Consider the following 17119-nt stretch of genomic DNA (forward strand, 5'->3'; position numbering starts at 1 on the left):
GGTGTCCACTTATTATAATGATTTATCTAGTGAAGTTTCACGTGAAACATCACATCGATTTAATCGTTTACCTTTTCCCAAAAACTACGCTTTTTGCCATGCTTATCTTTAAGCGTAATAACATATTCTTTATGGGTTGCAAGTTCGCTGTAAGGCTTAGACGATTGACTAATAATCGTATCAAGCTTTGTTAGACGGTTGAAGTAGCGAGCCGCGTGACCATAGGCTTTGCTGCGAGAGCTGTCTAGAATATCATTAAGTAAAGTGCGATAAATAATAACTTGAAGTAAATCAGTCTCAGCTGGCAACTCCTTTAACATGCCGGTTAGCGCTGTATAATGTACATCAGCAAACTGGCAATAACGGGCAACTGCGACCTGATTGGCAAGCTCAACCTCTCCTATTTCTAGCAGTAGTGATGTTGCCATAAATACATTTTCTTGTTGCTCTGCCAGCTCATAAGCTCTTTTTCGCCACTGAGCTTGCTGAGCAGGACTGGCCTCAGCCATGATAGCTTTTAGCCTTAAAGGGCTTGGTTGCAGCTCAAATACCTCGCCTAGCACTTCCATGAGCGCATTGGTGTTTTTTTGCATGTGATATATGTGACTTAGCCAATCCAAGCGTCTGGTCTTATCTAACAGACCATCGCTTTGCCACTCTTCATTTAAGTAGTGTAGTGCCTTATCAAAAGCTCTTTGATTTAGCAAAAATGTTAGCAACTCTTCTAATCTTCGAGGATGAACTGGTCTAGTCTCTTGCATCTCAAAAAAGATGGTTTCAAAAAATCCCACATCACCTAGCGCCCTTGATAGATTTTTTATGGCGATCTCAATTACCATTTTTTCATAGTTAATCGAAAAAGCATCATCGCTTAAAGGGCTGTTTTGCCTTTCATTGAGCGTATCTTCGTTTGCCTTTTTTGTTTGGATATTCTCACGCTCTTGTTGATAATCAGCGATCAATCCACGTATCTCAGGCTCAGATAACAGCTCATTAATATCTTCTAATAAACTATCTTTAGTACCATAATCATTATCGTCAGCCAGCACTTTTACTTTATTTACCCAAGCATGGCTGAGTATATCGCGCTCATCAACAGGTATGTCTCGCTTTTCTTGCTCATAGCATGTGCTAGCCACTGTCAGCCAAGATGCAGTCAAACTCCTATAAATATCACCAATATAACCGTTGGAATCATCAGCACGCCCTAAGCTAGCATTAGTAGATTCTATAAATAACTCAAGTAACGTCAGGCATTCTTGTGGTTGCTCAGGATAAAGGCTCATTATGTCACTGGCTAAGTGCTGAAGCTCAGTAGCAAATTCGCTAGACTCCCAGTAATCTACAAACTTCCTTCGTCTTCTAAGTCCTTTTAGTGTAGTGGTTAACTTTTTTATAAGTTTAGGCTTATCTGATTGTAATAGCAGACGCTCAATTTTTTTATCGAGCATTTTATCTACACCATACACATCAGAGACAAAATCAATTAAAGACGTTTTTGATAGTTGTGACAAATACTTCTTTTGTTCTGCGTTTAGCATAGTGTTACCCTCACTATTTTACTGGTAATGTTTCATATGAAAAAAGCCACCTTGCGAGCAAGATGACTTTATACCAATAAATACTTATATTCAAACTTCAAGGTCTATAATCTCAAAACTTAAAAGCTAAATATCCAAATTAGACACTGTTAACGCATTTTCTTCGATAAAGATACGACGTGGCTCAACGTGATCACCCATTAGGCAGGTAAACATATGATCCGCCGCGATAGCATCTTCGATCGTGACGCGTAGCATGCGACGGTTTTCAGGATCCATAGTGGTATCCCAAAGCTGATCAGCATTCATCTCCCCTAGCCCTTTATAGCGCTGGATTGCCAAACCACGACGCGCATCCAGCATCATCTGTTGCCAGAGATAATCAAAGTCACGCACTGGGATATCTTTGGTCGTACCTGCTGTTGCCTCACGACGGATAAAGGCATCTTCCTCAAGTAAGGTGTTCCATTCAGCCGATAATCGTAGCAACTTGGTATATTCACCTGAGTTGATAAAGCTTGCATCTAGCAGATAATGGTGGGCTAATTGATGCACATAAACAGTGATACGTGGCAACCATTGTGCCTTGGCTGATAACGCCTCACTATCAGACACTGTGCCATCTGCAATTTCTACCGCAGGCCTCATACCCAATAAGTCTGCAGCGGCAGCATCCATATTCTTTGGTTGCGGCGCATGAATATTGACCAATTCAATCTCAGGGCTCAGATCACTACCAAAGTGCTCAAGTTGAGTTTGCATGGCTTCTTGCCACGCTTGCATAGCAGACTTATCGTAAGTCATATCAGTGCTAAGCTTTGGCGTATGCGTTAAAGCATCCAAAATTACCGCTGGAAAACGAATTTGCAAACGGGCTTTGATCAGCTGCGTTTGGTTATAATCATTCAATAGCGTCTCTAATGCTTGCCCAGTAATGGCAGGCGCATCAGCACTAATATGCAGCTTGGTATTGTCAATCGTTGATGACAATAGATAAGCTTTTAAGGCTTCATCGTCCTTTAGATACAGCTCTTGACGACCTTTTTTCACTTTGTATAGCGGTGGCTGAGCGATATAAATATAGCCACGCTCGATCAGCTCTGGCGTTTGACGGAAGAAGAAGGTCAACAGCAAGGTACGAATGTGTGACCCATCAACGTCGGCATCGGTCATGATGATGATTTTGTGATAGCGTACTTTATCAGGATTATATTCATCAGGACCGATACCACAGCCAAGCGCAGTAATTAAGTTACCTACTTCCGCAGACGACAACATTTTGTCAAAACGCGCACGCTCAACGTTTAGGATTTTACCTTTTAGTGGCAAAATCGCTTGGGTCTTACGGCTACGACCCTGCTTAGCTGAACCACCCGCAGAGTCACCCTCCACGATATACAGCTCTGAAAGCGCTGGATCTTTTTCTTGGCAATCCGCCAACTTACCAGGCAAACCGGCGATATCCAAAGTAGTCTTACGACGTGTCATTTCACGTGCTTTGCGAGCGGCATCACGTGCTCGTGCTGCATCGATGATTTTATTCGCAATGGCTTTACTAGCCGTTGGATTCTCTAACAAAAAGTCGTTGAACTTATCATGCATGGCTGATTCAACAGCAGACTTTACTTCGCTTGAGACCAGCTTGTCTTTGGTTTGACTAGAAAATTTTGGATCAGGCACTTTAACCGAGACAATCGCCGTCAAGCCTTCACGCGCATCATCGCCCGTCGCCGTCACTTTCTCTTTTTTGAATAAGTTTTCACGATCCATATAACTGTTTAGACAGCGGGTCAATGCCGAACGAAAGCCTGATAAATGCGTACCACCATCGCGCTGCGGGATGTTGTTGGTAAAGCACAATACTTTTTCGTTATAAGTGTCCGTCCATTGTAGGGCCACTTCGACACTGATGCCATCGTCTTGCTCACTATCAAAATGGAAGACTTCGTTGACGCCATCTTTGCCCGCATTAATATAGCTGACAAACTCTGACAATCCGCCTTTATGTTCAAACTCATGACGCTTATCGATACGCTCATCGGTCAAGACGATGCGTACACCTGAGTTCAAAAACGACAGCTCACGTAAACGCTTGGCTAAAATATCATATTCGAAGATAGTGCCAGTAAAGACATCGTTACTAGGATAAAAGCGGATTTGGGTGCCCGTTTTATCCGTTGCTTCCATTTGCTGAATGTCAGCATCAGGCACACCATCGGTATACGTCTGATGGTAGTGATAGCCTTCACGCCAGATATTCATTTCAAGCTTTTTGGACAAGGCGTTAACGACCGAGACGCCGACACCATGTAGACCGCCTGAGACTTTATAGCTGTTATCATCGAACTTACCACCTGCGTGCAGCACGGTCATGATAACCTGTGCCGCTGACACCCCCTCTTCTGGATGGATATCAACAGGGACGCCGCGACCATTGTCCATGACACTGACCGATTCGTCTTCGTGAATGACGATATCGATCTGATCACAATGACCGGCCAATGCTTCATCGATAGAGTTGTCCACCACCTCAAAGACCATATGATGCAAGCCGGTGCCGTCATCGGTATCACCGATATACATCCCAGGACGCACGCGCACGGCTTCTAAACCGCGTAAAACACGGATATCTTTGGAGCTGTAATCAGAGGGTAATCCTTGAGCGGCGGCAGGGACAATCGTGTCAACGACAGTATCCGACACCATAGCATCTGAAACTGTCGTATCGGCCGTCAATTGCTCGTAATCGGTAGGTAATGAATCACTCATGTGCATTCCTTAATCTAGCCATTATCAGCCCATCACGGGCGCACCACTACGGTGACGCCTCACGATGTTATCTTAGACTTAACGTTTTATGGTCAAAGCCTGTCATGCGTATCATTAGCTAAACAGTGTTAGCTACAACTTTGTGGCATGTCATTACAGACATAAAATTAGCGCTCGGTATTTTTAATACTAGCTTCTGTTCTTTTAAACATTATTAAAGCCAAGTAAAATAAATAAAACACATATTTATCAGCCACTTAGAATTTTATAGATAATAAAAAAACTCTATATCACGCCATAAGATAACTTACTGAGAATAGGACAAAAATAAAGCCCTATTTTAGCATTTTTTTGCTTCTAAGTCACTGTTTACTGGCAGTTTTATCGTTATCTATCAGGTATTTTAAGTCGGTAAGAATTACCGAAAAATAAGAGGGTAAATTATGGATGAAATGCAAAGTTGACGAGGAGGAATTAAAACAAAAATATCAATATTTATGCTTAGTTGTCAGGAGAAATTTGACCTTGTTTCACATGAAACATATTAGGTTTTGACCATAATGTATTGACTAGCGGTACGATATCATCGGTCAAACTGGTCATAAATACTTGACAAGGCAGCTGTGCTAGCGTTGACAATAAAATCTCAATCGCCCTATCATCAAGCTCTGCAGTGATATCGTCTAACAATACCACGGGCGTCACTCGCGATTTAAAATCATTGTTAGAGATATCCGCATCTTTTTCAGTATTAAGTAGCAGCGGCAACTGTGATAAGCGCAATGCGGTAATCAATAGCTTCTTTTCACCGCGCGATAATACATTAGCGGCCTGCTCTTTTAAAACGGGCAATTTCGTGTGTATATCGCCTTCTACTGTCGTGTTTTTAGTTTCCTGCCCTTCATGTATGGCTAGCGGCTCGCTAGAGCGCCAATGGACATGAATATCGGCACGGTGGTTACCGATGCGGGTATAGCCCAGCTGCAAATCCTGTTCTAAGCGCTCATTAAGCTGTACATCGAGCGCAACACTGGTGTCGTAACCAGCACTATAGCTCAAGCTCAATTGCTCGGCATAAGCAGGCAATAACTGAGCAATGCTTTGAGCAAAATAAGGCTGCCATTCGCTAAATATTCGTTCGCGATAGTGATGGATAAGTGCCGCATGACTACTCAGACCTCTGTCCCATGCTCTAAGCTCAGCAAGTTGAACTTGGGTCAAGTGGCGTGATTTTTTTAGCAAACTATTGCGCTGTTTTAATAGCCGTTGATAAGCTACCCATTGTGGATGAAAGCCTTGTTTCATGTGAAACACCAACCAATCCAACAGCTGCCGACGACTGGCACTGCCCTGCTCTAACATATCCATAGTAGAGGGATCTATTAATAGTGTGGGGAGCTGTTCGGTTAAGATGCTTTGATTGTAAACGGTGCTTTGATTAAGACGTAGTATCGTCGTCGCATCAGCTTGCTTTTGAATCGCTAAAGTGCTGCTATCATTGAGTCTAGCATGTACGGTTGCGCTATTTTGATGGTGCTGAATATAGCGTTTAGGCTGGTGATGACGAAAACTCTTACCTCGTGATAGCAAGAATATCGCTTCCAATAGCGAGGTCTTACCACTACCATTCGCGCCGATAATGACGTTGCAAGCAGTGGCAGGTAGATTGACTTGACTGAGGTTACGTAGGTGTGAAATTTGTAGACGTTCAATCATAATATCGACAGCCGCCTATTTTTACCATCCGATTATTAGCAGGCAAAAGTTTAATTAATTATAGATTTTGCGAGGTTGCAGAGGTTAGTTTTAAATATGAAAACGGGCTTAAAAACAATACTACAAAGACAGCGACCTCGTCTCACTGGACAAGTGCTACCGTCTAACTGCACCGTTTTCTACAAAAAAAAGCACTATATACGCATTGGCATGATGACATATTGATGGAATTCATCATTTAGCTGATTTACTAGTACTGAGGCGTTAGATTGGCTCATATGCATTTGCAGATCCCCTTGGATGACACTTAGCACATCTTGCAAATAGGCAGCATTAAAGGACAGCTCCATCGGCTCACCCTGATACTTAGCTTGTATCATCTCAACCGCTTCGTCTTGCTCAGCGTTATTAGCGCGTACTTCCACCATACCATCGCTGGCGAAATTAAAGACGACGCCACGTGATTTTTCGTTACTTAAAATCGCGACACGGCGTAGCACATCTGTCATTTTTTCTTGATTAAATAAGGCCAATTTATCGGTATTGCTTGGCATGACGCGACGATAGTCAGGAAACTTACCGTCGATTAAACGTGCGGTAAAGGTCACCATTAGATTATCACTCACCTGCCCTGCACTATCCACTTCACCGAACGGCAAGCTTACTTGCAAAAACTCGCGACCAAAGCTTAGCGTCACTGCGTTATCTTGATCACCCAACATCTTACCAAGCTCAGAAGCCAAACGCTCAAGCTCAATCACTGCTTTGCGCGGCAAGATGGCTTGCATATTCAAATCTGCACTCACATCAATGACACTACGCGCCAATGCCAGTCTGTGGCCGTCAGTTGCAACGGTGGTTAGCTGCTGTTGTGAAACATCAAACAGCATACCAGTTAAATAATAGCGCACATCTTGAATGGCCATGGCGAACTGGGTTTTATGAATCAAATCCGTCAAACGGCTACGGCTAATGGTCAACGGCGTGATATTTTCGGGATTGCCCAAGCTTGGATAATCTTCACTAGGCAATGTACCCAAGGTAAAGCGGCTCTTACCACTCGTCAGCAAACAACGCTCGTTTTCTTGGGTGGCAAGCGTAACTTGTGCTTGTGCGGGTAAGGATTTGCAGATATCTCTAAGTTTTGTCGCAGGTAAAGTGGTTGTTCCTGCTTCAACACAAGCACCAGCAGGCAATTTCAACGTCGATGTCAGCTCTACCTCTAAGTCAGAGGCTGTCAAAATAAGCACTGACTCAGACAACTGTAGCTTGATATTACCCAAGATAACCATATTGTGGCGTTTGTCAGCGGCCTTGGCGATCAAGTTAATAGCTTTTAGTAACGACTCTCGATTAATCGATAATTGCATGCTTGGTTACTCTTATTTGAATGATTCTTTTTATATAGATGTAAAATAATGGCTTAATAATACCCTGTCTACTGACGATAATCCACAAGGTATCTGCCGGTTGGTACTCGCAATATTATAAACCATATCAACCGACTAAAATACAGTGTAACCACGGCCTAAAAATAGCGTAGCTACAGCCTAAAATTAATCGTAACATATAGCTTTAACCTGCTTGTAACATCAGAGCAAGTGTCTTGTAATCTTTATCAAACGCTGGGTCGGCGGCGCGTAGCTCATTAACTTTATCACAAGCATGCATCACCGTCGTATGATCCCGTCCGCCAAAAGACTGTCCAATCTCCGGAAAGCTATCGCTGGTCAATTCACGTGATAATGCCATGGCTATTTGCCGTGGTCTAGCAATACTACGCGTACGCTTGCGTCCCATCATGTCTTTGATAGTCACATCGTAGTATTCAGCGACCACTTTGCGGATATTATCCATATTGACGGCTTGCACCCGCATCGCGACGATGTCTTTTAGCGCGTATTGCACCATTTCAAGAGTAATCTGTGCACCCGTCAAGTTAGCATTGGCAAATACTTGATTTAGAGCACCTTCTAAACGACGGACATTTGACACCACGTTTTGAGCGATAAATAAAGCGCATTCCTTAGGGAGCGTCATGCCGTGTGATGCTGCTTTTTTCTGTAAGATTTGTACTCGTGTATCAATCTCAGGCGGATCAACAGCCACCGTCAAACCCCAAGAAAAACGCGATCTAAAACGTTCATCAAATTCCGTCATCTGCGATGGATGACGATCTGATGCCAAAATCAGTTGCTTGTCACCACTGGTAAAATCCGCAAATAACGTTAAAAACTCATTACTACTCTTGGTCTTTCCTGCTAGTACATGAATATCATCTACAATTAACAAATCTACTTTTTTTATTTTCTTTTTAAAATCTTCTATTTTATTATTTCTTAATGAATAAACCAATTGATTAATAAATTTTTCAGAAGTGAAATAATAAAAACTTTGATTGTTTTTTAAATAGCGGTGCGCTACCGAATGCATTAAATGAGTTTTTCCCAATCCTGAAGGACCATATATAAATAAAGGATTGTGACGATTCTTTGATTGACGCTTACCAAGCTCATAACAAGCCTTGTACGCAAGGTTGTTAGACTTACCAGTGACAAAGGTCTCAAAGGTAAAATCAGGATTTAGATAGCTTAATGATTTGGCATCAGCAGATTCTGCTAGGGTAGCATGACGCATGTTGGCATCGATATCTGCGCGCGCATTATTCTGATGTATGGATTCAAATTTGTGCTCGTCAGGGGGAGGGGAGGGGTTATCTTCTACAAATAGCGAACCTGACTGCGACTGATTATTGTCGTTCGACTCACGACCTGCATTATCGACCCGCACGATCACTTCCTCGATACTACCTTGACTGTGCTTGGCCACCAGCTGCTGAATATCTTTCAAATGGTTTTTTTTGATATACGTTACAAAGTAATCGTTCGGTGCAAGAATAATGAGCGTCTGCGCTTCCTGATGGGCTGATAAGGGTCTTAACCACATCGTAAATACGTTATCTTTGACGTTATAACGCAAATCGTTTAGGCACTTATCCCAAATAGTTGCTGTGTCTATCATGAAAAATAATAACCCCATAATCTGAAATAATAAAATGCCCTAAACGGCATAACTGCTCAACCAACATCCATATTGCCTATGAATATCACCTCAAAAACGCTCTTAGAGAATATGCAAAATCACATATCAAGTAGGGTGTTAATCTAACACAATACCCTGTGGATAACATCCTGTTTTTTGTGGATAAGGCTGTGGATAGTTTTGTGGATAAGTTAACAACACGAGTTATCCATATTCCACCCACAGGTTATCCACAGGGTTACCCATAGTCTAGTATTTTGATAATAAAGGGTAATTTTGACTTAACCACAGATAATAGGCCTCCCAATAACAACAATACTTATATATATTAATAGTTAATTATTATAGAGTTCAAAGTTTTCTGTGGATAACTTTCAAAAGTTTAAATTAACAAAGAAGGACTTCTAGGGAATTAAACTGGATTCACTAGCCACAGATTGATGATGCAAGAGTAATCAGAAAAACGGCTTTAGAGACAATGTACTCTACTCATCTAAACATCGATTAAATTAGTTCATTGACCAAGATACTATGCGGTGGTATAATCCTCCGTTATTACGAATTTAGTCCATTATTTTGATAGGTGAGTTATGAAACGTACATTCCAACCAAGCGTGATCAAGCGTAAACGTACTCACGGTTTCCGTGCTCGTATGGCAACTAAAAAAGGCCGTCAGGTCTTAGCTCGTCGCCGCGCTAAAGGACGTCATCGTCTTACTGTATAATTAGTAGATGACGATGAGCATGGCTAATAGTGCTTGTTGTGTTTCTATTATTTATAGATTGCGATAGTCAATCATCGCAACTGACACGTAGCCATATATTAAAAGCGCCCACATCGGCGCTTTTTTTGTCTCTATATTTTATGATTCTTCTGATATTGTCACCCGCTCTGATACTAGGTTGTACTATGTCCAATACTGCTCCAGCTACCTTGACCGCCCGCTTCACTAAACAGCAACGCCTGCTGACGCCTGCAGCTTTCCGTGAGGTGTTTGATGCCCCAGAGCGCAAGCTGCACCAGAGCCATTTGATGGCTTTTATACGTACCAATGCTCACGAGCAGCCGCGAGTCGGTATGGCTATTACCAAGCGTAAAGTACCTACTGCGGTGGCGCGAAATTTAATCAAGCGTCAAATACGTGAGCAGTTCCGCGTAAAATCTGCAAAACTAGAAAACAAGGATATTGTTTTCATTGTTAAAAAATCTATTAAAGATTTAGATAATAAAGAATTAATAAATGAGATAAATAATATATTAAAAAAAATAGAAAAAAAATAAAATGAATTTCATTATTTTAAAAATAAATAAATATTTATTTTTTTTGATTTATTATTTTATTTATTTTTATCAAAAGATAATAAGTCCAATTATCCCTGCCCGTTGTCGCTATTATCCAACTTGTTCTAATTATGGTAAACAAGCGGTAGCGTGGCATGGTGTCTGGTCAGGCAGTTGGCTTTTGTTAAAACGTATTAGCCGCTGTCATCCGTTAGGCGGCCACGGCATCGATTTTGTACCGCTGCCCTTATCCTCTTATTTCTATCAATATTTATCCCCTATCGAGCTAGCGATTGTTAAAGCTCAAGGTTTATATGTTGGTAAAGACACTACAAGCTATGTTTCTCGCCTAAACCATATGATGAGACAGCCGTAAAACGTGTTAGTAACTGGATAACTTGTGGATATCTATTGAGTTACCCACAAGTTATCCACACTGTTGGTATCATTTAGGGTGGATTTTTAGTAAAATGATGCACATTTTATGTAAATGACTGCTAGTACGTTGTCACAGCGCTAATAGATAACGGCGATCCGTGGTCATGACACATGCCCTAATTTTTCATTCCCTAATTTTTTAATCTAGGAAAGGTTTATGCAAAAGATATTTCGGGTGATGATCATCATTGCGATGCTAATCACCGCTTATCTGCTGATTTTGGCATGGCGAGATGATTATGCCGATGCACCAGCTGTAGACACGGCACCAGAAGCTGCAACGTCAGTGGGTGCTGATATTCCCTCTACGACTGGCGCAGCAGGTGATATTCCGGTACAGACGGTGGATAACGTAACAGCCGATAACGGCATTGTGACGGCTACCCCTGCGAAAGATGCTGGGCTGATCACAGTCACCACTGATCGCTATGATATAAAAATCAATCCAGAAGGCGGTGATATCGTTTATGCTGCGCTTAAGCAGTATAACGCGACGCTCGATAGCGAGACGCCTTTTGTACTGTTAGAAAATAATAGTAATCGCGTCTATGTGGCTCAGTCTGGCCTGATTGGTCAAGATGGTATTGACACCGCAGAAGGTCGTGCCAATTACAGTCATACTGCTAATAATTACGTCATGGAAAAAGGGCAGCAAACGTTATCTGTACCGCTTACTTATAAAAAAGACGGCGTGACGATTACTAAGACCTTTACCTTTACGCAAGACAAATATCCGATTGATATCAGTTATCAAATTCAAAATGCCTCTGCCGCTGCTTGGCAAGGGCAGATGTTTGCTCAGTTAAAACGTGATGATAGTAAAGATCCTGGCATGTCTGACAAAGGCGCGCTAAGCATGGCGACGTATTTGGGCGGCGCTTGGGGCACCCCTGATGATCCTTACAATAAGCTGAAATTTGGTAACTTTAGTGATGGTGAGTTGACTACGACCAGTGATAAAGGTTGGGTTGGCATCGTGCAGCATTATTTTGTCTCTGCATGGACGCCTGAAAACTTCACGGGTAAGTTCTTCAGTCGTGAAACGGCTGATGAGTACTTTATCGGCTTTAACAGTCAGCCAGTCAATGTTGCACCAAACAAGCAAGTGACGTTAAATGCAACGCTATATGCTGGGCCAAAGGTACAGTCTGAGCTCAAAGATGTGGCAGTTGGTTTGAACAAAACTGTCGATTATGGCTTGCTATGGCCAATATCAAAAATCTTGTTTGCTATCTTGGAAGGCATTCATAAAGTCATTGGTAACTGGGGTTGGTCAATTATTCTACTGACTGTCTTGGTTAAAATTGCGCTGATGTGGTTCTCAAACAAGAGCTACTACTCAATGGCGAAGATGCGTGCCATTGCACCAAGACTCAAAGTGCTCAAAGAAGAGCACGGCGATGATCGTATGAAAATGTCGCAAGAGATGATGGCGATTTATAAAGAAGAGAAAGTCAATCCGATGGCGGGTTGTTTGCCTATCTTAATGCAAATGCCGATTTTCTTAGCGTTATATTGGGTACTGGTTGAAAGTGTTGAGTTGCGTCATGCACCGTGGATCTTATGGATTCAGGATTTATCAGCGATGGATCCATGGTTTATATTACCATTGCTCATGGGTGCGTCGATGTTTATACAGCAGCAGCTAAACCCGCAGCCCGCTGATCCGATGCAAGCCAAGGTAATGAAGTTTTTACCGATTATTTTTACCGCTTTCATGCTGTTCTTCCCAGCAGGTCTGGTTCTATACTGGACGGTGAACAACTTGTTTAGTATGACTCAGCAATATATTGTGAATAAAAAAGTCGACGAAGAGCAAAAGCGTCGTACCGTCAAGGTGCTTGATTAATCAACAAGCAGTCTGCTTTATAATGAATAAAACCATCGCACAAGCGGTGGTTTTTTTATACGTCAAACCTAATGTTTGCTTATGTTGATACGTGTTAAAAAGCGCAAAATACCGCTATTTAAAGTTTGTTTTGTCAGCCTGCGCCGAGCCGTCTATAATGGAGTTTTTAGTTAATGAGAATAAGTGTGGATTCTGTCAAAGCGGCGTTAGCCCCAACTGATTCATCTGGATTGGCTACCATTGCCGCCATTGCTACACCGCTTGGGCGCGGGGGTGTTGGGGTTATTCGTCTGTCAGGCGCACGTGCCTATGCCATTGCTTGTCAGCTCACGGGTAAGTCGGCGTTTACCCCGCGTATGGCCAGCTTCTGCCGTTTTTATCAGGCTGATGGCACGACCATTGACGAAGGCTTGGTATTGTATTTTAAAGGCCCACATTCCTTTACTGGTGAAGATGTGATTGAGCTGCAAGGGCATGGCGGCATGATTTTGCAAAATCAGTTACTCGCGCGCGTGTTTGAATTGGGTGCCAAACAAGCCAGTGCTGGCGAGTTTTCTTACCGCGCTTTTGATAACGATAAGCTGGATTTGGTACAAGCAGAGGCTATCGCTGATGCGATTGATGCGACCAGTGCTGCCGCTGCCAGTAGTGCTATACGCTCGCTAAGTGGTGAGTTTTCACAAAAAATCAATGAATTGCTGGAGCAGCTTATTCATCTGCGCTTACATGTTGAAGCCGCCATTGATTTCCCCGATGAAGAAGATGTTGATTTTTTATCCGATGGCGTTATACAGGCCAATCTTGAGAACACGCAACAAAAAATCCAGCAAGTACTCTCGACCGCAAAACAAGGTCAGCTATTACGTGATGGTATTCATGTGGTATTGGCAGGTAGGCCGAATGCAGGCAAATCAAGCTTACTAAACCGTCTAGCAGGACAAGAGCGCGCTATCGTCACTGACGTCGCAGGTACCACACGCGATACGCTACAAGAGACCGTAGTACTCAACGGTCTAACGCTGCACCTAACCGATACGGCTGGCCTACGTGAGACGCAAGACACCGTGGAGCGTATTGGCATTGAGCGCGCGCGTACCGCTATTACGCAGGCTGATATGTTGATGATGGTCTATGACGTGACCCGCGACCTTGAGGAAGAGAGTACGCCACTACAGCTGGCTGAGCAGTTATTTGGCAAGCTACCAGAGGCTAAGCGATTATTAATCATTGCCAATAAAAGCGACTTATTAAACGGTTTGAGTGACGAGGATGCCATGTCCGCTTCACAGATTGAAATAAAAAATCGTGGTTATGAACAAGTCAATGTTTCATGTGAAACAGGCGCTGGTATCGATACATTGGTCGAAGCGTTGTGTGCTAAAGTGGGTTTCCATCCGCCCGAAAACAGTCTTATTGCCCGTACAAGGCACTTGGATGCACTCAGGCGCACGGCAAATTATTTGGCAGAAGCGCACGAGCAGTTAACCGTCTTTCAAGCCGGTGAATTGGTGGCTGAAAGCTTACGTCAAGCTCAGCATAGTTTGGGTGAGATTACTGGTGAGTTCAGCGCTGATGATTTACTAGGTAAAATTTTTGGCAGTTTCTGTATTGGTAAATAGCTTTGTTAAGTCTTTTTCTATTGGAAAATAATGGTTAAAAAGTTTCATACATTCATCCTAATTAGCGCTTCAATATGGCTTTAATGTTGCCGCCTTTAATGTATTAAGACAAGGAAAATAGTATGCATTGCCCATATTGTAATGCGTCAGAGACCAAAGTGATTGACTCACGGCTTGCAGCAGAAGGGGCGCAAGTGCGTCGCCGCCGTTCCTGTAATAGTTGCCAAGAGCGCTTTACCACGTTTGAGATGGTAGAGGTGGTGATGCCAAGAATTATCAAATCAAGCGGTAAGATTGAGCCTTACGATAACGAAAAGCTGCGCCGCTCTATACTCTTGCCGCTACAAAAACGTCCCATTACCATTGATGAGCAAGAGGCAATGATTAGTCGTATCGAAAAGCGTGTACGGCAAATGGGTGAGCGCGAAATTAGCAGCAAAGTCTTAGGTGAGATTATTATGAGCGAGCTTAAGACGCTCGATGACGTCGCTTATGTACGCTTTGCCAGTGTTTACCGCGACTTTCAAGATATCGATGCCTTTCACCAAGAAATTGCTAACATTCGTCCCAGCGAAAAAACGGACGACAACGTTAAGTAGCCTTTATTAGCTATTTTTTTATTAAGTGTGCCCTCTTTATGACGCTTTCAAACCATAAAATCTCAAATCATAAATTTTCAAACCATGAACGAGATGCCCAAGACCGCTATTTTATGATGCTTGCTATCGAGCAGGGTAAGCATGGTATCTATACTACTAGGCCCAATCCAGCGGTAGGCTGTGTCATTGTTCAGGCAGAAGATATCGTTGGTCAAGGTTTTCACCCGAAAGCAGGGGAGCCTCATGCCGAGGTATTTGCGCTGAAAGAAGCAGGTACGCGAGCAGTAGGCGCAACCGCTTATGTGACACTGGAGCCGTGTAGTCATACAGGTCGTACGCCGCCTTGTGCGCTTGCGCTGATTGCTGCGGGTGTTAAGCGGGTAGTGATTGCAGGTTTAGATCCCAATCCACAAGTCGCTGGTCGTGGTGTGCGTTTACTAGAAGAGGCGGGCATCAACGTCACTATTGGTGTATTAACGCAGCAAGCAGAAGCCTTAAATCGCGGATTTTTGAAGGCGATGCGTACCCAGATGCCTTATGTACGGCTTAAAATAGCCACCAGTCTTGACGGTCGTACGGCGATGGCGACAGGGGAGTCGAAGTGGATTACAGGTGCCGCTGCTCGCGAGGATGTGCAAAAGCTACGTGCCCGCAGTGGCGCCATTATTACAGGTAGCGAAACCGTCATCGTTGATAATCCTCAATTAAATGTACGCTCAAACCAGTTAGGTATAGCGCTTGAGCAAGTTCCTGCTCCCAAGGTTGTCGTACTCGATAGGCGTCAGCGCTTAGCGCACAGCGTAGAGTCTGATTATCAGTTATGCCGTCGAGCGGATACGATTTATTGGCATGAGGATAACTTAACTGCGTTATTAAACAATTTAGTCAGCGAGCATCAGTGTTATGAAGTATTGGTTGAAGCTGGTGCTAGCGTAACAGGCAGTTTTTTGAGCCAGCAGTTGGTCGACGAGCTGGTTGTTTATCAAGCGCCTTGTTTATTAGGCGCACAGGCGCGCCCGATGGTTAACTTTAATCCACTATCGTTGGCGCAGCAGCTGCGTTTTGATATCGACAGTTATGAACAAGTTGGTGCTGATCTTAAACTGACCTTATTGCCTTTATGAAATGAACACTTATAAACAGCTTGCTCACAGTCTGTACTAAATATGTGCTAAGTGTGGATAAGTTAGTAAATTCAGGTGATGTTTCACATGAAACTGTGTATAACTTTGTTTCACATGAAACCAAAAAGACCTTAATTTATATAGAATATATATTAAATCCTTTAAAATCAATTACTTATTATTAGTCTTTAAGTATTTACAGGTTTATTCTTAGACTTTGCTCTACTGTGGATAACTTGGTCAAAACCTAGGTTTTTAACGGTGTATGGGTTGATTTTTCATTACTTATCCACAACTTATCCCATACTGTGCTTAAAATAAACGCATGTTTCACTAAAAGATAAAGGCAGACAAACGCCTTCTTAATACATACTAATACGTTGTCTATCGCGGCAATATAATAATGAGATGAGGTTGATATGTTTACCGGAATTATAGAAAGTGTCGGAAAGGTCAAATCCATGCAGCCTACAGGCGGTGACATACGCTTGACGATAGAGTCTGATGATTTAGACTTCAGTGATGTGAAACTGGGTGACTCTATTGCTTCTAATGGTATTTGTTTGACGGTTGTGGATTTTGGCAGCAATCATTACTCGGTTGATGTCTCACGTGAAACAATTGCGCATACAGCGTTAGAAGAGCTAAAACCAGGTCATATCGTCAACCTAGAAAAGGCGATGTTGCCCACCACCCGTTTTGGTGGTCATATTGTCGCCGGTCACGTCGATGGTGTCGGCGTCGTGCGTAAATTGCAAAAAGACGCGCGCTCTATCTATATTGAGATCGAAATACCGCAAGCGTTGGCGCATTATACAGCGACCAAAGGTTCGATTACGCTTGACGGTATTAGTCTCACGACGAATTTGGTACGCGACAATATCGTCTCTTTAAATATCATTCCGCATACCGCACAAGTCACCAATATTGCTCAGCATTGGTTGGTAGGCGATAAGGTTAATGTTGAAGTGGATATTGTCGCGCGCTATTTAGAGCGGTTGCTAACCAAGCCACAAAGTGCAAGTGCGACAGCGCAAAATACACCAAGTAACATCACTGAGACATTTTTAGCAGATAACGGCTTTATGAGATAGTAAGTGACATTTATCAATACATACTTTCTTTCTGGTTTAAATTGCA

13 protein-coding genes are annotated in these 17119 nt (G+C 42.8%); 8 read left to right on the plus strand and 5 right to left on the minus strand.

Annotated features, from left to right (window positions below):
* Nucleotides 1-59 precede the first annotated feature (59 nt).
* The 5 genes from HQR03_RS02770 to dnaA form a co-directional block, all read right to left on the minus strand.
* Complete coding sequence (locus HQR03_RS02770) at nt 60-1541, minus strand: DUF6880 family protein (protein ID WP_173239047.1); 1482 nt, start codon at nt 1539-1541, stop codon at nt 60-62.
* Between the two features lie 126 nt (nt 1542-1667).
* Nucleotides 1668-4247, minus strand: coding sequence for a DNA topoisomerase (ATP-hydrolyzing) subunit B (gyrB, locus tag HQR03_RS02775; RefSeq protein ID WP_244951964.1), 2580 nt, complete (start codon nt 4245-4247; stop codon nt 1668-1670).
* A gap of 564 nt (nt 4248-4811) precedes the next feature.
* Nucleotides 4812-6026, minus strand: a complete 1215-nt coding sequence (gene recF / locus HQR03_RS02780) for a DNA replication/repair protein RecF (RefSeq protein WP_173239049.1) — start codon at nt 6024-6026, stop codon at nt 4812-4814.
* A gap of 194 nt (nt 6027-6220) precedes the next feature.
* Nucleotides 6221-7396, minus strand: a complete 1176-nt coding sequence (dnaN, locus tag HQR03_RS02785; RefSeq protein ID WP_173239050.1) for a DNA polymerase III subunit beta — start codon at nt 7394-7396, stop codon at nt 6221-6223.
* 205 nt (nt 7397-7601) lie between these two features.
* Complete coding sequence (gene dnaA / locus HQR03_RS02790) at nt 7602-9047, minus strand: chromosomal replication initiator protein DnaA (RefSeq protein ID WP_173239051.1); 1446 nt, start codon at nt 9045-9047, stop codon at nt 7602-7604.
* A gap of 611 nt (nt 9048-9658) precedes the next feature.
* Here dnaA and rpmH point away from each other — a divergent pair.
* The 8 genes from rpmH to HQR03_RS02830 all read left to right on the plus strand — a co-directional run bounded on the left by rpmH (nt 9659) and on the right by HQR03_RS02830 (nt 17073).
* Nucleotides 9659-9793, plus strand: a complete 135-nt coding sequence (rpmH, locus tag HQR03_RS02795) for a 50S ribosomal protein L34 (protein WP_007394757.1) — start codon at nt 9659-9661, stop codon at nt 9791-9793.
* A 185-nt stretch (nt 9794-9978) separates the two neighbouring features.
* Nucleotides 9979-10350 (plus strand): ribonuclease P protein component, encoded by a 372-nt coding sequence (gene rnpA, locus HQR03_RS02800; protein ID WP_173239052.1) that lies wholly within the window; start codon nt 9979-9981, stop codon nt 10348-10350.
* A gap of 1 nt (nt 10351) precedes the next feature.
* Nucleotides 10352-10726, plus strand: a complete 375-nt coding sequence (gene yidD, locus HQR03_RS02805; RefSeq protein ID WP_173239053.1) for a membrane protein insertion efficiency factor YidD — start codon at nt 10352-10354, stop codon at nt 10724-10726.
* A 219-nt stretch (nt 10727-10945) separates the two neighbouring features.
* Nucleotides 10946-12637 carry a membrane protein insertase YidC gene (gene yidC / locus HQR03_RS02810; RefSeq protein ID WP_173239054.1) on the plus strand — a complete coding sequence of 564 codons (1692 nt, stop codon included), beginning with the start codon at nt 10946-10948 and terminating at the stop codon, nt 12635-12637.
* A gap of 173 nt (nt 12638-12810) precedes the next feature.
* Entirely contained in the window at nt 12811-14256 is a 1446-nt protein-coding gene (gene mnmE / locus HQR03_RS02815) for a tRNA uridine-5-carboxymethylaminomethyl(34) synthesis GTPase MnmE (protein ID WP_101211885.1), read from the plus strand.
* A 122-nt stretch (nt 14257-14378) separates the two neighbouring features.
* Nucleotides 14379-14855 carry a transcriptional regulator NrdR gene (gene nrdR / locus HQR03_RS02820; protein WP_025651988.1) on the plus strand — a complete coding sequence of 159 codons (477 nt, stop codon included), beginning with the start codon at nt 14379-14381 and terminating at the stop codon, nt 14853-14855.
* A gap of 38 nt (nt 14856-14893) precedes the next feature.
* Entirely contained in the window at nt 14894-15979 is a 1086-nt protein-coding gene (gene ribD / locus HQR03_RS02825; protein WP_173239055.1) for a bifunctional diaminohydroxyphosphoribosylaminopyrimidine deaminase/5-amino-6-(5-phosphoribosylamino)uracil reductase RibD, read from the plus strand.
* A 419-nt stretch (nt 15980-16398) separates the two neighbouring features.
* Complete coding sequence (locus HQR03_RS02830; protein WP_173239056.1) at nt 16399-17073, plus strand: riboflavin synthase; 675 nt, start codon at nt 16399-16401, stop codon at nt 17071-17073.
* Nucleotides 17074-17119 lie beyond the last annotated feature (46 nt).

It is taken from the genome of Psychrobacter okhotskensis, from assembly GCF_013248965.1.
Taxonomy (GTDB): domain Bacteria; phylum Pseudomonadota; class Gammaproteobacteria; order Pseudomonadales; family Moraxellaceae; genus Psychrobacter; species Psychrobacter okhotskensis.